The sequence below is a fragment of the Bacillus sp. FSL R5-0654 genome (genome assembly GCF_038008745.1).
Taxonomy (GTDB): Bacteria; Bacillota; Bacilli; order Bacillales; family Bacillaceae; genus Bacillus; species Bacillus safensis.
Genome location: NZ_JBBOZV010000001.1, coordinates 2330428 through 2349274, shown reverse-complemented (window position 1 = coordinate 2349274; position 18847 = coordinate 2330428). Strand labels below are relative to the sequence as shown.

Genomic DNA, 18847 nt, shown 5'->3' with positions numbered 1-18847 from the left:
AGCCCCTTCGTATTTTTGAATCTTTTGAGGGAGGTGAACACAATGTCAGAAGAAAAACAGACACCTGAGCAAGAAGCAGAGGTTGAAGCACAAGAAGAAGCAGTTCAAGCAGATACTGAGGAAGTAACAAATGATGAACAGTCTGCCTTCCAAGAAAAAATCGATGAATTGCAGCAGCTTCTAGATGAAAAAGAAAACAAAATTCTGCGTGTTCAAGCGGATTTTGAAAACTATAAACGCCGTGCTCGAACTGAAGTGGAGACCGTGCAAAAATATCGTTCTCAACATGTTGTCAGTGATCTTCTCCCAGCTCTTGATAACTTTGAAAGAGCGCTTGGAATTGATCCAGACAATGAGCAGACGAAAAGTTTGTTAGAAGGAATGCAAATGGTTTACCGCCAGCTGGTAGAAGCGTTGAAAAATGAAGGCGTTGAACCAATTGAAGCTGTCGGCAAAGAGTTCGATCCAAACCTTCATCAAGCCGTCATGCAAGTTGAAGATGAAAACTACGATTCAAATATCGTTGTAGAAGAATTGCAAAAGGGCTATAAACTCAAAGACCGAGTTATTCGTCCATCAATGGTAAAAGTAAATCAATAACTACATAATGGGAGGTCATCGAATATGAGTAAAATCATTGGGATTGACTTAGGAACAACAAACTCATGTGTTGCAGTACTTGAAGGCGGCGAGCCAAAAGTCATTGCTAACGCTGAAGGAGCACGTACAACACCATCTGTTGTCGCTTTTAAAAACGGAGAGCGCCAAGTGGGTGAAGTAGCAAAACGTCAATCAATTACAAACCCGAACACGATCATGTCTGTTAAAAGACATATGGGTACTGATTATAAAGTAGAAGTTGAAGGCAAGAACTATACACCGCAGGAAATCTCTGCGATTATTCTTCAGCACCTTAAATCTTACGCTGAAGGCTATCTTGGCGAAGAAGTAACAAAAGCTGTTATCACAGTTCCTGCTTACTTCAACGATGCAGAACGTCAAGCAACGAAAGATGCTGGTAAAATTGCTGGTCTTGAAGTAGAACGTATCATCAACGAACCAACAGCAGCTGCACTTGCGTATGGTTTAGATAAAACAGAAGAAGATCAAACGATTCTTGTATACGACCTTGGCGGCGGTACATTTGACGTATCGATCCTTGAGCTTGGAGACGGCGTCTTTGAAGTGCGCTCAACTGCTGGGGACAACCGTCTAGGTGGAGACGATTTTGACCAAGTCATCATTGATCACCTAGTGGCTGAATTCAAAAAAGAAAATGGCATTGATCTTTCTAAAGATAAAATGGCGCTTCAGCGTTTAAAAGATGCTGCTGAAAAAGCGAAAAAAGATCTTTCTGGTGTATCTTCTACACAAATCTCACTGCCATTTATCACAGCTGGAGAAGCAGGACCTCTTCACCTTGAATTAACGTTAACACGTGCTAAATTCGAAGAGCTTTCTGCAGATCTTGTAGAGCGTACAATGACACCTGTACGTCAAGCACTGAAAGATGCTGGTTTATCTGCTAGCGAGATTGATAAAGTCATCCTTGTAGGTGGCTCAACTCGTATTCCTGCAGTACAAGAAGCAATCAAAAAAGAAACAGGCAAAGAGCCTCATAAAGGTGTAAACCCTGATGAAGTAGTTGCACTTGGTGCAGCGATCCAAGGTGGAGTGATCACAGGGGATGTCAAAGACGTTGTTCTTCTTGACGTAACACCACTTTCTTTAGGAATTGAAACAATGGGCGGCGTATTCACGAAGCTGATTGAACGCAATACAACAATTCCAACAAGTAAATCTCAAGTATTCTCAACAGCTGCTGACAACCAAACAGCTGTAGATATCCATGTCCTGCAAGGTGAGCGCCCAATGGCTGCAGATAACAAAACATTAGGCCGCTTCCAATTGACTGATATCCCGCCAGCACCACGCGGCGTACCGCAAATCGAAGTATCTTTTGATATCGATAAAAACGGTATTGTCAACGTACGTGCGAAAGATATGGGTACAGGCAAAGAGCAAAACATCACAATCAAATCTTCTTCAGGTCTTTCTGATGATGAGATCGAAAAAATGGTCAAAGAAGCAGAAGAAAATGCTGAAGCAGATGCGAAGAAAAAAGAAGAAATCGAAGTGCGCAACGAAGCAGATCAATTAGTGTTTACAACTGAAAAAACATTAAAAGATCTAGAAGGCAAAATCGATGAAGAGCAAGTGAAAAAAGCAAATGACGCGAAAGATGCGCTAAAAGCTGCGATCGAAAAAGGCGAGTTTGAAGACATCAAAGCGAAAAAAGATGAGCTGCAAACAATCGTTCAAGAATTAACGACAAAGCTCTATGAAGAAGCTGCAAAACAAGCACAAGCTCAGCAAGAAGGCGCTGAAGGTGCTCAAAAAGCAGATGACAATGTAGTGGATGCAGAATACGAAGAAGTAAACGACGATCAAGAGAAAAAATAATCACCTTTACTTTTGAAAAAGACTGCTGAAACGTACTCGTCAGAAAGTCAAAGTCAGGATCTCTTGGCTTTGACTTTTTTTCTTTTCAACGATGAAAGGAATTGAAAAAGGTTAAATCAAAATGATACAATCGTATTTATGTGAGAAAATCGGGAGTGTGAAGAGATGAGTAAGCGTGATTACTATGAAGTGCTTGGCGTAAGTAAGAGCGCCTCAAAGGACGAAATCAAAAAGGCATACCGCAAGCTTTCAAAAAAGTATCACCCTGATATTAATAAAGAAGCTGGCTCAGATGAGAAATTCAAAGAAGTAAAAGAAGCCTATGAAACCCTTTCTGATGATCAAAAACGTTCGCATTATGACCAGTTCGGTCATACCGATCCAAACCAAGGCTTTGGCGGCGGCGGTTTTGGCGGAGGAGGAGACTTTGGCGGCTTCGGCGGCTTTGATGACATCTTCTCTAGTATTTTTGGCGGCGGAGCCAGAAGAAGAGATCCAAATGCACCGCGCCAAGGAGCGGACCTGCAATATACAATGACGCTTTCGTTTGAAGAAGCGGCATTTGGAAAAGAAGCAACCATTGAAATCCCTCGTGAAGAAACTTGTGAAACATGTCATGGATCAGGTGCAAAGCCTGGTACGCAGGCAAAAACCTGTTCACATTGCGGCGGTTCTGGTCAATTAAATGTTGAGCAATCCACTCCGTTTGGTAAAGTGGTCAACCGCAGAGTATGTAACTACTGCAGCGGAACAGGGAAACAAATCGACCATAAATGTTCAACATGCGGCGGCTCTGGCAAAGTGCGTAAGCGTAAGAAAATTAACGTGACGATTCCTGCAGGCGTTGATGATGGCCAGCAGCTTAGAGTGTCTGGCCAAGGTGAACCAGGTGTAAATGGCGGACCTCCAGGCGATCTATTTGTTGTGTTCCATGTGCGTGCGCATGAATTCTTCGAACGTGATGGAGATGACATTTACTGCGAGATGCCGCTCACCTTTGCCCAAGCTGCACTAGGTGACGAAATTGAAGTGCCGACATTACACGGAAAAGTAAAATTAAAAGTTCCTGCTGGCACTCAAACTGGCACGAAGTTTAGACTCAAAGGAAAAGGTGTGAAAAATGTACGCGGCTACGGCCAAGGCGATCAGCATATCGTTGTACGTGTTGTCACACCGACAAATTTAACAGACAATCAAAAAGATATCATTAGAAAATTTGCTGAAGTGAGCGGAAATAAACCAGACGAACAAGAAATGAGCTTCTTCGATAAGGTAAAACGCGCATTTAAAGGCGAGTAAGACGGATAAGGAGTTGGTAGTATTGAAGTGGTCAGAAATTAGCGTCCATACAACAAATGAAGCGGTGGAACCGATCACCAATATTTTGCATGAAGCAGGTGCAAGTGGTGTCGTGATTGAGGACCCGCTTGATTTAATCAAGGAACGTGAAAATGTATACGGTGAGATCTACCAGCTCGATCCGAATGACTATCCGGATGAAGGTGTCATTGTGAAAGCCTATCTTCCAATGAACAGCTTTTTGATGGAAACGGTAGATGAGATCAAAGAAGCCATCAACAATCTTCTTCTATACGATATTGACCTTGGACGCAATACACTGTCAATTTGTGAAGTAAATGAAGAAGAATGGGCCACCGCCTGGAAGAAATACTATCATCCTGTGAAAATCTCTGAAAAATTCACCATCGTTCCAACGTGGGAAGAATATACACCGGTTCATTCTGATGAACTGATTATTGAAATGGATCCTGGAATGGCATTTGGAACAGGTACGCATCCAACAACCGTCCTTTGCATTCAGGCGCTTGAGCGCTACGTGAAGGAAAACGATACGGTGATTGATGTTGGAACAGGCTCTGGAATTTTAAGTGTGGCAGCAGCGATGCTTGGTGCAAAGGACATTCAAGCCTTTGATCTCGACACCGTTGCGGTAGAAAGTGCGAAGCAAAACATCAAACTAAATGGTGTAAGTGACCAAGTGACGGTCAAACAAAACAATTTGCTTGATGGAATTTCAGGTGAGCGTGATGTGATTGTCGCCAACATTCTGGCAGAAGTGATTTTGCGCTTTACAGATCAAGCCTATGACCTATTGAAGAAAGATGGCTATTTCATTACATCAGGCATCATTGGACAAAAGAAATTACAGGTCAAAACAGCATTAGAAGAAGCAGGTTTTGACATTGTTGAAGTGCTGTCAATGGAAGATTGGGTCAGCATTATAGCGAAAAAATAAAGCGAGTAGGTGTCAGGACACGTATGCAACGATATTTTATCGACCTCACGAAAGAAGAAGTGACGTTAAAGGGAGCCATCGTTATAAAAGGTGAAGATGTACATCATCTTTCCAATGTCATGCGGATGAAAGCAGGGCAGGAAATCCTTTGTTTAACGACAGACGGCTTTGAAGCGCTCAGTAAAATTGATACAATAACAAAGGAAGAAGTGATTTGCCACCTTGAAAGCTGGACAAATCAGGACAGAGAACTTCCGATTAGGGTGACGATTGCAAGCGGTCTTCCAAAAGGAGATAAGCTTGAGCTCATTATCCAAAAAGGCACAGAGCTTGGCGCAAGTGCTTTTATTCCGTTTCAAGCGGCTCGTTCTATTACAAAGCTTGACCAAAAAAAGTCACATAAAAAACGAGAGCGCTGGGAGAAAATCGCGAAAGAAGCAGCCGAGCAGTCCTACCGGAATATCATTCCACGTGTTTATTCAGTATCAACGTTTAAAGAGCTGACGCAATTAGCTGGTGAATTCGATAAATGTGTCGTTGCATACGAAGAATCATCGAAAGAAGGAGAGCAAAGCCGTTTTCAAACTGTGCTTCAACAGATGAAAGGCGGACAAACCTTGCTAGTGGTTTTTGGCCCTGAAGGCGGTTTGGCAGAAAAGGAGATTGAAGAGCTTGAAACGCTTGGTGCAGTCATTTGCGGGCTTGGACCACGCATTTTAAGAACAGAAACTGCTCCTTTATATGCGCTTTCTGCTATATCTTATCAAACAGAGTTATTAAGAGGTGAATCATGATGGGAACAGTAGCGTTCCATACACTTGGCTGTAAGGTCAACCACTATGAAACAGAGGCGATCTGGCAGCTGTTTAAAGAAGCTGGCTATGAAAGAAAAGAGTATGAATCAAAAGCAGACGTATATGTCATTAATACATGTACGGTCACGAATACAGGCGATAAGAAAAGCCGCCAAGTCATTAGAAGAGCCATTCGTCATAACCCAGATGGTGTCATTTGTGTAACAGGCTGCTATGCGCAAACATCACCAGCAGAAATCATGGCGATTCCTGGTGTTGATATTGTGGTTGGAACACAGGACCGACATAAATTACTAGGCTATATTGAAGAATACCGCAGAGAAAGACAGCCGATCAACGGGGTTGGCAATATCATGAAAGCACGTGTGTTTGAAGAACTTGATGTTCCTGCCTTCACAGACAGAACGCGCGCTTCATTAAAAATCCAAGAAGGCTGTAACAATTTCTGTACATTCTGCATTATTCCTTGGGCGCGCGGCCTTCTTCGTTCTCGTGATCCAGAAGAGGTCATCAATCAAGCGCAGCAGCTTGTTGATGCGGGCTATAAAGAAATTGTGCTTACAGGTATTCACACAGGCGGATACGGAGAAGACTTAAAGGATTATAACTTTGCAAAGCTTCTGAGAGAATTAGATGAACGTGTTATTGGCTTGAAACGAATCCGTATTTCATCTATTGAAGCAAGTCAAATTACAGATGAAGTGATTGAAGTGCTTGATCAGTCAGATAAAATTGTCAGACACTTACACATCCCGCTTCAATCAGGCTCAAATACTGTGCTGAAAAGAATGCGCCGTAAATATACGATGGAATTCTTTGCAGAGCGTTTAACAAAGCTGAAAAAAGCATTGCCAGGACTTGCTGTCACCTCTGATGTAATCGTGGGATTCCCTGGGGAAACAGAAGAAGAGTTCTTGGAAACGTACAATTTTGTCAAAGACCATCAATTCTCTGAGCTGCACGTATTCCCTTACAGCAAACGTACAGGTACCCCGGCTGCAAGAATGGAAGATCAAGTGGATGAAAATGTGAAAAACGAACGTGTCCACCGTTTGATCGCTCTTTCTGACCAGCTTGCGAAAGAGTATGCATCAGCATACGAAGGCGATGTGCTAGAAATTATTCCGGAAGAATCCTTCAAAGAACAAGAAGGAAACCACAATCTTTATGTTGGTTATACCGATAACTACATGAAAGTTGTTTTTGAAGGGACAGAGGACATGATCGGCCGTCTGGTCAAAGTGAAAATTACGAAAGCGGGCTATCCTTATAACGAAGGACAATTCGTTCGCATCAGCGATGATGTGCAGCCAGACAAAGTGAGAATGACATCATAATAGATAAAAAACCGGCAGCCAAAAGGGCAAGCCGGTTTCTTTTATTTTGACTGATTCGGCATGAGACACAAGATCAATCCGTGAAAAGGGCGAATGAACGGAAAGAAGAGGAGAGAGCTTGCCACATTAAACAGCAGGCTGAAATGCGCAATCTGCTGGGCAGGAGAGCTTGCGAGAAGGGCGACAACCTCTGTGATCAGGGCGAGAAACGGCAGGCATAAAAGAACCCCAAGCACATTAAACACGACGTGTGCATAAGCCGTTTGACGTGCTGCGTAGCCGCCGGATATCGCAGCCATCACAGCCGTAATACATGTCCCAATATTGGACCCCAACACAAAGCTGATACCTTCCTGAAGTGCCACAGTTCCCTCATTCATAAATCCCATTAAAATACCGATACAGACTGAGCTCGAATGAACAATTGCTGTGAAAATGGTACCCGAAAGCAGCGCTGTCCAGTCTGAATGCTGCATCATTTCAAGAAAACGCAATGTCTCAGGCTGGCTTGTCATCATCCCTGCAATTTTCGAAAAGCCTTGTATGCAAAAAAAGATCATCCCGAGCCCAAATAAACTTTTACCTGCATGTCTAAAAGATGTCCTGCCAAAAAGAATAAATACAAGACCGGCTATGATCAAAACCCACATGAACACGTCCATTTTAATGGCGATAAATTCTGTCGTAAACGTGGAGCCGATATTGGTTCCAAGAATCATTGGGATCGATTTTTTAAAAGAGAGAATGCCAGTACTGACAAAGCCAATGACGATAACCATAAACGCCGAACTGCTTTGTAGAACCCCTGTAAACACAATGCTGACCAAGAATGCTTTGACCGGGTGATCTGTAAAGAGAAGAAGTGATTTCTCAATACGAGACGAAGCAAGCGCCATTAATCCTTTTCTCAGCAAGCCCATTGACCATAAAAAAATGAAAATAAGTGCACAAAAATAAATGATCGCCATCATAGAAAAGTCCTCCTCTTACCAATGAATATATGGACTTGTCTACCTGCTCATGACGAAAATATATTTCCAAATCACTTAGTTGACCTCACACTGGGCTTATATTATAATGTCTAGGTACATGTTTTGCATGTATATCTTTTTTTAATGCAGTCGATTGGTGTATTCGGAGGGAGGGAAAGAGAATGTCAAAAACGGTCGTTAGAAAAAACGAATCGCTTGAAGATGCTCTTCGTCGCTTTAAACGCAGTGTATCCAAAACTGGAACATTGCAAGAAGCAAGAAAGCGTGAATTTTATGAAAAGCCTAGCGTAAAGCGCAAGAAAAAGTCTGAAGCTGCTAGAAAACGTAAATTCTAAAGAGGGTGGATTTTATGAGTCTTCTTGAGCAATTAAATTCTGATATGAAGCTTATGATGAAAAACCGTGAGAAAGACAAGCTTGTTGTCATTCGTATGGTAAAGGCTTCGCTGCAAAATGAAGCAATTAAGCTTAAGAAAGACAGTTTGACCGGCGATGAGGAACTAACCGTCCTTTCCCGCGAGATTAAGCAACGTAAAGACTCCCTCCATGAATTTTCGAAAGCTAATCGCTTAGATTTAGTAGATAAAGTTCAAAAAGAGATTGACATATTAGACGTTTATTTACCTGAACAGCTTTCTGAAGAAGAACTGCAAACGATCGTGAAAGAAACGATTACTGAAACAGGTGCTTCCTCGAAGGCTGATATGGGTAAAGTCATGAGCGCTATTATGCCAAAAGTAAAAGGTAAAGCTGATGGAGCTGTCATTAACAGACTTGTCAGCGAGCAGCTGTCTCAATAAAAAAGTATCCTTCTATTGTTAGAAGGGTACTTTTTTATGCCCTCGTGATTCTGTCATATAAAAATGAAACCTATGATACATTTGTAACGTATGTAAAGGAACAGTAAAATGGAAGAAAGAGAGGAGGGATCACCAAATAGATGAAAAAAATAAAAATTTCTATTGCTCTCTTCAGTTGTTTTATAATATGCTTGTTATTAGGGGTTCAATTGACCGCGAAATCAGCAGATCAGAAAGTTCATGTTATCCCAATTGAAGATACAGTAGAAAAAGGACTTTCTAAATTCATTGAACGATCGTTTGAGCAGGCAAAGTCGGAGCGGGCGAAGCATATTATTCTCGACATCAATACACCAGGTGGTGCAGTCGATGCAGCGCTTGAGATCGCAGATACGATTCGTGCTTCCGATATCCCAGTGACAGCGTTTGTCAATCATAGAGCGCTTTCAGCCGGGGCCTTCATCGCGCTAAATGCCGATCAAATTTATATGACCCCGAATGGAAAGATGGGGGCTGCTGCGATCATCGATGGAGAAGGCAATGCTGCCGATCAAAAATCTGAATCTCTATGGCTTGCTGAAATGAGTGATGCTGCCGAAAAGCAGGGGCGTGATCCAAAGTATGCTCTTGCCATGGCGGATATAGATATAGACGCAAAAGAAGCCGGTGCACCAAAAGGAGAATTGCTCACCTTCAACACAGACCGGGCGCTTAAATTCGGTTATGCAGAAGGAGAAGCAAAAAATATGGATGACTTGCTTCAGAAGCTGAAATTAAAAGATGCTTCTGTTCAATACGATGAAGTGAGCTTTGCTGAAAAGGTTGCGCGTTTTCTTACGCACCCAATTGTCATTCCAATCCTTTTATCCATTGCAAGTTTAGGGTTAGTTGTTGAGCTCTATTCTCCTGGCTTTGGGGTCCCGGGCACCATGGGAGTGACAGCGCTTCTTCTATTCTTTTATGGTCATCTCGTGGCAGGTTTTGCAGGATATGAGACGTTGTTCCTGTTTTTAGCAGGGATTGCACTCATCATTCTGGAATTGTTTTTGCCAGGGGGAATCGTAGGTGTCATTGGACTGATCTGTGTCGTTGTCAGCTTATTTTTAGCAGCTGGAAGCTTTACAGAAATGGCGATTTCCATCTTGATTGCCACTGCTGTTTCAATCATAGCAGTTATTTTATTGACAAAGGTGTTGGGGAAACGTATGAAATTCTTTAAAAAGTTCATTTTAACCGATTCAACCAATAAGGAAAGCGGTTATGTCTCAAATGAAACAAGAGAGGATCTTGTTGGACAAATCGCAGTGACAGCTACTGCACTTCGTCCATCTGGTACGATCGTACTCGGAGATGAGCGCATTGATGTGGTGTCAGAAGGTGCCTTTATCGATAAAGATGAACAAGTAAAAATTGTGAAAGCGGAAGGCTCACGCATTGTCGTGAGGAAAGTATAGATATACTGATTTTAGAGGAGGAATAAAATGGATCCATCTACTTTACTATTATTTGTGATTATCGCAGCAGGTTTGATTGTTCTATCGATCTTTTTCACCTTTGTACCGGTGATGCTGTGGATTTCTGCCCTAGCGGCTGGCGTAAAAGTGAGCATTTTTACACTTGTCGGAATGAGACTGCGCCGAGTGATTCCAAACCGAGTGGTCAACCCGCTCATCAAAGCACATAAAGCAGGTCTTGATGTGACGATTAACCAGCTGGAGAGCCACTATCTTGCAGGTGGTAACGTGGACCGAGTTGTGAACGCATTAATTGCAGCTCAACGCGCGAATATCGAATTGAACTTTGCCCGCTGTGCAGCCATCGACCTAGCAGGCCGTGACGTACTAGAAGCAGTTCAAATGAGTGTAAATCCTAAAGTCATTGAAACACCATTTATCTCTGGTGTTGCGATGGACGGGATTGAAGTCAAAGCAAAAGCACGTATTACCGTTCGTGCAAACATCGACCGACTTGTCGGTGGTGCAGGGGAAGAAACAATTATTGCCCGTGTAGGTGAAGGGATTGTCTCTACAATCGGTTCATCAGATAATCATAAAAAGGTTCTTGAGAATCCTGATATGATTTCTCAAACGGTTCTTGGTAAAGGATTAGATTCAGGTACTGCATTTGAAATTCTCTCGATTGATATCGCAGATGTTGATATCGGTAAGAACATCGGGGCAATTCTGCAAACAGACCAAGCAGAAGCAGACAAAAACATTGCACAGGCGAAAGCAGAAGAACGCCGCGCAATGGCTGTTGCACAAGAACAAGAGATGCGTGCGAAAGTTGAAGAAATGCGCGCGAAAGTCGTAGAAGCAGAGGCTGAAGTACCACTTGCAATGGCTGAAGCATTACGTGAAGGCAATATTGGTGTCATGGACTACATGAACATTAAGAATATCGATGCTGATACGGATATGAGAGATTCATTTGGCAAAATGACAAAAGGTCCATCTGATAATGAAAACAAATAAGCATCCTCTCACGCTTTAAGGAGGGAGCCCATTGGACATTCTATTTGAAAATCCGCTACTAATTGCGATTATCATCGGTATCATCTCTGCCGTCTTTGGGAAGATCGGTAAACAAGAGGAGAACGAAGAGCAGAATCAGCAAAAGAAGCCCGCTCCTCAGCGTAAGCAGGTGCCCCAAAAGCAAACAAGTCCAGATCCAGTCGTGACTGATCAGCTGGACGATTTCGGCGATGTACATGATCATGGCGGGATGAAGAAAAAAATTTCTCAGTCCTTACAAGATCGCTATACGGCTACACTTGCCGAAATGGAAGAAAGAAAAAACGAGCTGAACAAAGAGTTCCAATCGCTTGAAAGAGAGCTGACAAGGCCAAAGGCTGCATCTGCTGAAATGAGGCCAAAATTCATTGAGAAGGTGAACCAAGATACAATTGTTCAAGGAATGATCCTTGGAGAAGTATTTGGAGAGCCGCGCGCGAAAAAGCCGCACAGAACGATGAAACGGCCATATAAAAGATAAAGAAGAAAGCCCCCTTTTTCATAAAGGGGGCTTTTTTTGCCTGAGGACGATTTTACTTAAGGAAAATCCTTAAAAGGCTATTTTACGGGATTCATTAGCATGATATGAACTCCTGAGGAATAGGATGATACAGAGGCTTTCTCATCAGTCTCACCATCTTTCAGTTTGATCTCATACACATGAGGTGGGAAGGGGTTCTTATTGAATGGGAAAAAGAAAAAATCGACTTAAAGCATGGCTGACAAGAACACTTGAAATCCCTCCAGACGTGATGATGGATCTTCCCCGTATTACGATGGTTGGCAGACTCCACATTTACATAGAGAACCATAAAGGGCTTTTGCTTTTCAGTGATCAAGAGGTAAGGCTGATGCTCAAACAGGGACAATGCATTATTTCAGGGAAAGATTTTGTGATTAAAACGATTTTGCCAGAAGAGATTTTATTGGAAGGGAAAATCGATGAGGTCCGTTATATTGATTCTTAACTGACGGAGGGGAGAAGCGTGAAGAATAAATGGTTCGCCTATTTTATTGGCAGAGTGGAAGTGGAGATCAAAGGAAATGGCATTGAGCGGCTTATTAATGAGTGCACGAGGCAGGGGATCACAATGTTTCAAGTGAGCCGCCGTCAAGACAGCGTGCGCTTATTTATTCGCTTATCAGATGTACATGCCTTCAGAAAGGTACGTAGACATCATGACGTGACATGTTCATTTCATCAAAAAAAGGGCTTTCCATTTCTACTTCTATGGTCAAGGAAGAATATCGGATTTACCCTTGGGATTGTATGCTTTCTAGTGACGATATTGGCGCTTTCAAACATGGTATGGAAAATTGATATTAAAGGAGCCAATCCAGAAACTGAACATCAAATGAGAAAGCATTTAGACGACATCGGGGTGCAAAAAGGACGTTTTCAGTTTCTAATGGGAACACCTGAAAAAATTCAAAAATCCCTGACAACCAATATTCCAAGCATCACATGGGTCGGTGTAGAACTAAACGGCACAACCTTTCAAATGAAAGTTGTGGAAAAAAATGAACCCGAAAAAGAAAAATACACGAGTCCTCAGCATATCGTTGCCAAGAAAAAGGCTGTCATCACGAGAATGTATGTAGAAAAAGGAGAGCCGCTCGCCGCGGTTGATGAACATGTAAAGAAAGGACAGATGCTTGTCTCTGGACTTATTGGCAGCGAAGATCAGCAAAAAACGGTAGGAGCCAAAGCGAAAATCTATGGTGAAACGTGGTATCGGTCTGAAGTTTCTGTCCCTCTTCGAACATCTTTTGACGTCTTTACGGGTAAAATGAAGACAAAGCACAAGCTCTCCGCATTTGGAGGCTCACTGCCATTTTGGGGCTTTTCTTTTAAAAAGGATGATTTTAAGCAGCCAAAAACAGAAACAGAAGTTCATCCGCTTCATTTCTTAAACATGCAGCTCCCGTTCTCTTATGAAAAGGAAATCACACGCGAAAGTGAGAAAATAAATCGAGAATACACAAATAAAGAAGCGGTTCAAGCAGGGATTAAAATGGGTAAAAAAGAATTAGAAGAGAAGCTAGGTCAAACAGGAGAGGTGAAAAGTGAAAAAGTTTTGCACGAGACAACAGGGAATGGTAAAGTTAAGTTAATCATCCTTTACCAAGTAATAGAAGATATTGTTCAACCAACACCTATTGTTCAGGGAGACTAGAGAATGACAGAACATTTACTTGAGATTCAACAAAAATTGGATAGCCCAAACGAAGCGATTGCTTTATTTGGCAATCAAGATGCTTATCTGAAACTAATGGAAAACGAGCTGAACGTCTCCATTATTACGCGTGGAGAAAAAGTGTATGTTTCTGGTGAGGAAGCATCAAGAGATACAGTAAGCCGTTTGATCACATCTCTTTTACATCTCATCCGTAAAGGAATCGAGATATCTGAACGGGATGTCGTTTATGCCATTAAAATGGCGCAAAAAAACAAGCTGAATTATTTTGAAAATATGTATGAAGATGAAATTACGAAAAATGCCAAAGGAAAATCGATCAGGGTGAAAACAATCGGCCAGCGGGAATATGCTGCGGCGATGAAAAAAGATGACCTGGTCTTTGGAATTGGACCCGCTGGTACAGGGAAGACGTATTTGGCAGTTGTCAATGCGGTCCATTCACTGAAAAATGGACATGTAAAACGGATTATCCTGACAAGACCAGCTGTTGAAGCAGGAGAGAGTCTTGGTTTTTTACCAGGTGATCTAAAGGAAAAAGTAGATCCTTATTTAAGACCACTATATGATGCCCTGCATGATGTGCTTGGCAGTGATCATACGGAACGTTTAATCGAGCGCGGCGTGATTGAAATAGCGCCCCTTGCCTATATGAGAGGCCGGACGCTTGATGATGCATTTGTGATTTTAGATGAAGCGCAGAATACAACACCTGCCCAAATGAAAATGTTTTTGACGAGACTTGGGTTTGGCTCTAAAATGGTCATTACAGGAGATATTACACAGATCGATCTGCCAAAGGGCATGCAGTCAGGTCTTGCGGCTGCAAAGGACATGCTTGCAGAGATCAAGGGCATCTCATTTATTGAATTAGACCAGACAGATGTGGTCAGACACCCGCTTGTGGCGAAGATCATTGGCGCATACGAAAAGCAAAAATGAACTGAGTGACCCGATCGTCTTCATCGGGTCATTTTGTTTCGATCGTGGTTTAAAGTAAAAAAGGAGGTACTTTCCTTGAGAAAGAATCAAAAAGGCAGTAAGCGCAAAAGACTGCTGTCTAAAAAAGAACCTCAGAAAATGGAGCGCTCACGTTATTTAAATGTTTTGCTGTACGCTGGTTTAGCAGCCATTTTATTCGTGGTGCTCTTCTTCCATGTAAAGCCTGAATCGCTCGACTTAGATTTATTTTCAGTGAGCGAACAGACCATCTATTCTCCGTCAACCGTTGATGATCAAGAAGCGACAGAAGAAAAGAAACAAGAAGCAACAGATCAGGTAGAAGATCAATATACGCTCAAAAAAGCGTATTCTGATAATCGCGTAGACCTCATCTCATCCCTCTTTGAAGCCATTAAAGAAGAGAAGAAAGCAGCTGATGATAAAGAGAACGCGCCATCAGATCAAGAAATGGTCAAGCGTGTCAAAGAAAAGCTCACAACAGATATGCAGGAGGCTGTTTCGGATCAATCCATCAAAGCACTGCTCCAGGCAAGTGATGAAAATCTCTCATTTACTAAGAATTCCATCATCACAGTGGTGAATTCACTGATGAGTAAAGAAATCACAGCAGCGAAATTACAAGATGAGAAAAAACAAGTCAAAACAGAGCTTAAAAACAATTCAATTCCATCAAAATACTTAAATGCAGCGACAGAAATCGGTGAATTTGCGATCATTCCAAACTATGTATTTGACCCAGTGGCAACAGAAAAGAAAAGACAGGAAGCGGCTGACAATATTCAGCCTGTGCAAATTAAGCAGGGGCAAATCTTAGTTGAAGAAGGAGAGCTCATCGACCGGGAAGTTTATCGCAAATTAGAACTGACGGGTCTGTTAAACAGCTCAAATTTATTTAAGCCTGTAAGTGGTCTTCTCATATTAATTGGACTTTTCTTAGCAGCGATTATTCATTCCCTTGAATCGAGGAAAAAATCGCTTGTCCATAAGAATAAGTCATTACTGCTTTACTCGCTTATTTTCACGATTATATTAATTATCATGGAAGTGTTCAGCCTCTTCCAAGAAACGAAGTATACGACGATAGGCTATGTCGTGCCAGTGGCTCTTGGCACGATGCTGATCAAGCTGCTCATTAATGAGCGGTTAGCGATCTTCTCCGGTCTTGTATTTGCTCTTTGCGGCAGTATGATGTTTAATCAAGGAGTAACCGGCGTCTTTAACTATGTGATCTGCGCTTATTATCTTGTGAGCGGGATGGCTGGTATTTTATTTTTAAGAAAACATAATGCAAGATCAAAAATATTGCAGGCCGGACTTTTGGTGGCTTTGGTGAATGTACTTGTGGTTTTATCCATTACACTGATCCAAAACTCTTCACCATCAGGGCTTGAAATCGGTGTGAACCTCATGATGGCAATTGTGTCAGGGTTTGCATCATCTATCTTGGTCATTGGGTTAATGCCTGTTTTTGAGAGCATGTTTGGTATTCTTTCCACAATGAAACTGATTGAATTATCCAATCCAAATCATCCGCTGCTCAAAAAGATTTTAACCGAGACACCAGGTACATATCATCATAGTGTCATGGTGGCGAATTTAGCGGATGCTGCATGTGAAGCAGTCGGCGCAAATGGTCTTTTAGCAAGGGTCGGCGCTTATTATCATGACATTGGGAAAACGAAAAGACCGCAATACTTTATCGAAAACCAAATGAACATTGATAATCCGCATGACAAGCTTTCTCCTCAGCTGAGTAAAAATATTATTATTGCCCATACGACAGATGGCGCTGATATGCTGAGAGAAAAGAAGTTTCCTGAAGAACTTGTCGACATTGCCGAACAGCATCACGGGAAGTCTCTTTTAAAGTTCTTTTACTATAAGGCGAAAGAGCGTGATGATCAGGTGACAGAAGAAGAATTCCGTTACCCTGGTCCAAAGCCGCAGTCAAAAGAAGCAGCGATTATTTCTGTGGCTGACAGCGTTGAAGCGGCGGTTCGTTCCATGCATAATCCAAATCCAGAGCGGATTGAAAAGCTTGTCAAAGGCATTATTTCAGATAAAATGCAGGACGGGCAATTTAGTGAGTGTGACCTCACATTTAAAGAATTAAATATTATCAGCCAAACGATTTGTACAACATTAAAGGGGATTTTCCATTCTCGGATTGAATATCCAGATGCCCCGAAGCAGAAGGTGAAGTAAATGACATTGTTAATCGATTTAATAGATGAAACAGGACAAGTATCAAAAGAGCAGCTTGAAGAAGTGGAAAAGCTTCTTCAGTTTGCTGCGGACGAACTTGAGGTCAAGGATCAAGCGGAAGTATCAGTGACGATCGTTTCGAATGAAGAGATTCATCAAATCAATAAAGAATACCGCGGAAAAGACGCACCAACGGATGTGATCTCCTTTGCACTTGAGGAAGAAGGAGAAGGGGAGATTGAAATCATAGGAGCGGATGATATCCCGCCTGTACTTGGTGACATTATCATTAGTGTGGATCGAACGAAAGAGCAGGCAGAGGAATATGGACATTCCTTTATGAGAGAGCTTGGATTCTTAACGATTCATGGCTTCCTCCATTTGCTCGGGTACGATCATATGACAGAGGAAGATGAAAAAGAAATGTTCGCCAAACAGACAAAAATCTTGGATGATTATGGCCTTTCGAGATCATCGTAAGAAAAGAAGGCCGCTCGCCCGTTTTTTTTGGAGTTTTTACTATGCATTTAGAGGAATATGGCGAACTTTCTTGAATGAACGGAATTTTCGATTTCACACAGTCGCAGCCATCATCGTGGTGATCTGCGGCTTTTGGTTCCGCATTGACCCATTTGAATGGCTGATCGTTCTTCTTCTTTGCGGGGGGATGTTTGCGCTTGAACTTGTCAATACAGCCATTGAACATACAGTGGATCTGATGACAGAAGAAAGGCACCCGCTTGCAGAGAGAGCGAAGGACGCTGCGGCAGGCGCTGTTTGCGTTTACGCCGCGATTTCGGTTATGATTGGGTTGATCATCTTCTTACCGAAGATCATGCAATAGAACAATATTACTATTTATTAACATTTTTAGAAATGGGCGTGAAAATGTCACGTGAATTATGTAAAATATAAATGTGACAGTGGTACCATTTCTTCTGAAAGTGGGAACTAGGAATGAACAAACAAGAGTTGATTTCAGAAGCAATCAAAGCAAGAGATTTTGCATATGTACCCTATTCTAAATTCAAAGTCGGTGCAGCATTACTGTCGAATGATGGAAAAGTGTATGGCGGCTGCAACATTGAAAATGCAGCATATGGTATGTGTAATTGTGCGGAAAGAACAGCACTTTTTAAAGCCTATTCAGAAGGCATTACATCTTTTCAAATGTTAGCAGTGGTGGCTGATACAGACCGGCCTGTTTCGCCGTGCGGCGCATGCAGACAGGTCATTTCAGAGCTATGTGCACCTGATATGCCAGTGATTCTAACGAACTTAAAAGGACATATATACGAAACAACAGTAAACGAACTATTGCCAGGCGCATTTTCACCGGAGGATTTAAATGACTAACGAAAGCTTCAAATCAGGATTTGTATCAATTATTGGAAGACCAAATGTAGGGAAATCAACTTTTCTTAATCGTGTCATTGGACAAAAGATCGCCATCATGAGCGATAAGCCCCAAACGACGAGAAACAAAGTGCAAGGTGTTCTGACAACAAACACATCACAAACGATATTTATCGATACACCGGGGATTCATAAACCTAAGCATAAGCTTGGTGATTTTATGATGAGGGTGGCTCAAAATACACTGAAGGAAGTCGACCTGATCTTGTTTATGATCAACGCACAGGAAGGCTATGGCAAAGGGGATGAATTCATCATTGAACGACTAAAGCAAACATCTACACCGGTGTTCCTAGTCGTCAATAAAATTGACCAAATTCATCCAGATGAACTGTTCCTTTTAATTGATGAATACCGCACACGTTATCCATTCAAGGAAATTGTGCCCATTTCAGCTCTTGAAGGAAACAATATCGACACGCTTCTTCAGCAGATTGAAGGTTATCTTCCAGAGGGCCCTCAATTTTATCCGGCAGATCAAGTAACAGATCATCCAGAACGGTTTATTATTTCTGAATTAATTCGTGAAAAAGTGCTGCATTTAACGAGAGAAGAGATTCCGCATAGTATTGCGGTTGCGATTGAATCGATTAAGCCAGATGAAAATGGCAAGATCCATGTCGCGGCGACCATTGTCGTAGAACGAGATTCGCAAAAAGGGATCGTCATTGGTAAACGAGGCAGCTTGTTAAAAGAAGTGGGACAAAAAGCGCGCAGAGACATTGAAGCACTTCTAGGCTCAAAAGTGTATTTAGAGCTTTGGGTCAAAGTTCAGAAGGACTGGCGTAATAAATCCACTCACCTGCGTGACTTCGGATTTAGAGAAGACGAATATTAAAAAATCGCTGCATTTGTCAGCAAATCTGACAATGGTGCGGTTCGATTAGTA

At 42.1% G+C, this 18847-nt stretch carries 20 protein-coding genes; 19 read left to right on the top strand and 1 reads right to left on the bottom strand.

Features of this window, described 5'->3' with window-relative positions:
• Window positions 1-42 precede the first annotated feature (42 nt).
• From grpE to mtaB, 6 genes are all read left to right on the top strand, one after another.
• Complete coding sequence (gene grpE, locus NSS76_RS11875) at window positions 43-600, top strand: nucleotide exchange factor GrpE (protein ID WP_024423035.1); 558 nt, start codon at window positions 43-45, stop codon at window positions 598-600.
• A 24-nt stretch (window positions 601-624) separates the two neighbouring features.
• Window positions 625-2463 (top strand): molecular chaperone DnaK, encoded by a 1839-nt coding sequence (gene dnaK / locus NSS76_RS11870; RefSeq protein ID WP_024423034.1) that lies wholly within the window; start codon window positions 625-627, stop codon window positions 2461-2463.
• A gap of 165 nt (window positions 2464-2628) precedes the next feature.
• Complete coding sequence (gene dnaJ, locus NSS76_RS11865) at window positions 2629-3762, top strand: molecular chaperone DnaJ (protein WP_024423033.1); 1134 nt, start codon at window positions 2629-2631, stop codon at window positions 3760-3762.
• Between the two features lie 22 nt (window positions 3763-3784).
• The gene (prmA, locus tag NSS76_RS11860) at window positions 3785-4720 is read left to right on the top strand and encodes a 50S ribosomal protein L11 methyltransferase (RefSeq protein ID WP_247721558.1); all 936 of its coding nucleotides are present in this window, start codon (window positions 3785-3787) and stop codon (window positions 4718-4720) included.
• A gap of 23 nt (window positions 4721-4743) precedes the next feature.
• Window positions 4744-5514 (top strand): 16S rRNA (uracil(1498)-N(3))-methyltransferase, encoded by a 771-nt coding sequence (locus NSS76_RS11855; RefSeq protein WP_024427953.1) that lies wholly within the window; start codon window positions 4744-4746, stop codon window positions 5512-5514.
• A complete protein-coding gene (mtaB, locus tag NSS76_RS11850) occupies window positions 5514-6872 on the top strand; it encodes a tRNA (N(6)-L-threonylcarbamoyladenosine(37)-C(2))-methylthiotransferase MtaB (RefSeq protein ID WP_024423030.1) in 1359 nt (452 codons plus the stop codon). Before NSS76_RS11855 ends, mtaB begins: the two co-directional genes overlap by 1 nt.
• 41 nt (window positions 6873-6913) lie before the next feature.
• Here mtaB and NSS76_RS11845 read toward each other — a convergent pair whose 3' ends face one another.
• Window positions 6914-7843, bottom strand: coding sequence for a Na/Pi symporter (locus NSS76_RS11845; protein WP_024423029.1), 930 nt, complete (start codon window positions 7841-7843; stop codon window positions 6914-6916).
• Between the two features lie 182 nt (window positions 7844-8025).
• Here NSS76_RS11845 and rpsU point away from each other — a divergent pair, with 182 nt between their 5' ends.
• The 13 genes from rpsU to era all read left to right on the top strand — a co-directional run bounded on the left by rpsU (window position 8026) and on the right by era (window position 18796).
• Window positions 8026-8199: a 30S ribosomal protein S21 gene (gene rpsU, locus NSS76_RS11840; RefSeq protein WP_003152957.1), complete on the top strand. Its 174-nt coding sequence runs from the start codon at window positions 8026-8028 to the stop codon at window positions 8197-8199.
• 14 nt (window positions 8200-8213) lie between these two features.
• A complete protein-coding gene (locus NSS76_RS11835; RefSeq protein ID WP_024423028.1) occupies window positions 8214-8663 on the top strand; it encodes a GatB/YqeY domain-containing protein in 450 nt (149 codons plus the stop codon).
• Window positions 8664-8803: 140 nt separating this feature from the next.
• Entirely contained in the window at window positions 8804-10117 is a 1314-nt protein-coding gene (locus tag NSS76_RS11830) for an NfeD family protein (protein WP_039180060.1), read from the top strand.
• Between the two features lie 27 nt (window positions 10118-10144).
• Complete coding sequence (gene floA, locus NSS76_RS11825) at window positions 10145-11137, top strand: flotillin-like protein FloA (protein ID WP_024423026.1); 993 nt, start codon at window positions 10145-10147, stop codon at window positions 11135-11137.
• A 31-nt stretch (window positions 11138-11168) separates the two neighbouring features.
• The gene (locus tag NSS76_RS11820) at window positions 11169-11657 is read left to right on the top strand and encodes a hypothetical protein (protein WP_122631104.1); all 489 of its coding nucleotides are present in this window, start codon (window positions 11169-11171) and stop codon (window positions 11655-11657) included.
• A 205-nt stretch (window positions 11658-11862) separates the two neighbouring features.
• Entirely contained in the window at window positions 11863-12144 is a 282-nt protein-coding gene (yqfC, locus tag NSS76_RS11815; protein WP_012010618.1) for a sporulation protein YqfC, read from the top strand.
• 18 nt (window positions 12145-12162) lie between these two features.
• Window positions 12163-13353 carry a sporulation protein YqfD gene (gene yqfD, locus NSS76_RS11810; protein WP_024427959.1) on the top strand — a complete coding sequence of 397 codons (1191 nt, stop codon included), beginning with the start codon at window positions 12163-12165 and terminating at the stop codon, window positions 13351-13353.
• Window positions 13354-13356: 3 nt separating this feature from the next.
• On the top strand, window positions 13357-14316 hold the full coding sequence (locus NSS76_RS11805) for a PhoH family protein (protein ID WP_024423023.1): 960 nt from the start codon (window positions 13357-13359) through the stop codon (window positions 14314-14316).
• A gap of 114 nt (window positions 14317-14430) precedes the next feature.
• Window positions 14431-16542, top strand: coding sequence for an HD family phosphohydrolase (locus tag NSS76_RS11800; protein WP_445662192.1), 2112 nt, complete (start codon window positions 14431-14433; stop codon window positions 16540-16542).
• Window positions 16543-17022 carry an rRNA maturation RNase YbeY gene (ybeY, locus tag NSS76_RS11795; RefSeq protein ID WP_024423021.1) on the top strand — a complete coding sequence of 160 codons (480 nt, stop codon included), beginning with the start codon at window positions 16543-16545 and terminating at the stop codon, window positions 17020-17022.
• Window positions 17000-17386, top strand: coding sequence for a diacylglycerol kinase family protein (locus tag NSS76_RS11790; RefSeq protein ID WP_073206342.1), 387 nt, complete (start codon window positions 17000-17002; stop codon window positions 17384-17386). The genes ybeY and NSS76_RS11790 overlap by 23 nt, the downstream gene beginning before the upstream one ends.
• A 113-nt stretch (window positions 17387-17499) precedes the next feature.
• Window positions 17500-17898: a cytidine deaminase gene (locus tag NSS76_RS11785; protein WP_008356263.1), complete on the top strand. Its 399-nt coding sequence runs from the start codon at window positions 17500-17502 to the stop codon at window positions 17896-17898.
• Entirely contained in the window at window positions 17891-18796 is a 906-nt protein-coding gene (gene era, locus NSS76_RS11780) for a GTPase Era (RefSeq protein ID WP_007501305.1), read from the top strand. The genes NSS76_RS11785 and era overlap by 8 nt, the downstream gene beginning before the upstream one ends.
• Window positions 18797-18847 lie beyond the last annotated feature (51 nt).

Coding starts and splice junctions, on each gene's coding strand:
- NSS76_RS11855 (WP_024427953.1), top strand. CDS start 4,744: ATGCAACGATATTTTATCGACCTCACGAAAGAAGAAGTGACGTTAAAG.
- dnaK (WP_024423034.1), top strand. CDS start 625: ATGAGTAAAATCATTGGGATTGACTTAGGAACAACAAACTCATGTGTT.
- dnaJ (WP_024423033.1), top strand. CDS start 2,629: ATGAGTAAGCGTGATTACTATGAAGTGCTTGGCGTAAGTAAGAGCGCC.
- NSS76_RS11805 (WP_024423023.1), top strand. CDS start 13,357: ATGACAGAACATTTACTTGAGATTCAACAAAAATTGGATAGCCCAAAC.
- floA (WP_024423026.1), top strand. CDS start 10,145: ATGGATCCATCTACTTTACTATTATTTGTGATTATCGCAGCAGGTTTG.
- yqfC (WP_012010618.1), top strand. CDS start 11,863: ATGGGAAAAAGAAAAAATCGACTTAAAGCATGGCTGACAAGAACACTT.
- grpE (WP_024423035.1), top strand. CDS start 43: ATGTCAGAAGAAAAACAGACACCTGAGCAAGAAGCAGAGGTTGAAGCA.
- era (WP_007501305.1), top strand. CDS start 17,891: ATGACTAACGAAAGCTTCAAATCAGGATTTGTATCAATTATTGGAAGA.
- mtaB (WP_024423030.1), top strand. CDS start 5,514: ATGGGAACAGTAGCGTTCCATACACTTGGCTGTAAGGTCAACCACTAT.
- ybeY (WP_024423021.1), top strand. CDS start 16,543: ATGACATTGTTAATCGATTTAATAGATGAAACAGGACAAGTATCAAAA.
- NSS76_RS11830 (WP_039180060.1), top strand. CDS start 8,804: ATGAAAAAAATAAAAATTTCTATTGCTCTCTTCAGTTGTTTTATAATA.
- NSS76_RS11845 (WP_024423029.1), bottom strand. CDS start 7,843: ATGATGGCGATCATTTATTTTTGTGCACTTATTTTCATTTTTTTATGG.
- NSS76_RS11790 (WP_073206342.1), top strand. CDS start 17,000: ATGGCCTTTCGAGATCATCGTAAGAAAAGAAGGCCGCTCGCCCGTTTT.
- NSS76_RS11835 (WP_024423028.1), top strand. CDS start 8,214: ATGAGTCTTCTTGAGCAATTAAATTCTGATATGAAGCTTATGATGAAA.
- rpsU (WP_003152957.1), top strand. CDS start 8,026: ATGTCAAAAACGGTCGTTAGAAAAAACGAATCGCTTGAAGATGCTCTT.
- NSS76_RS11785 (WP_008356263.1), top strand. CDS start 17,500: ATGAACAAACAAGAGTTGATTTCAGAAGCAATCAAAGCAAGAGATTTT.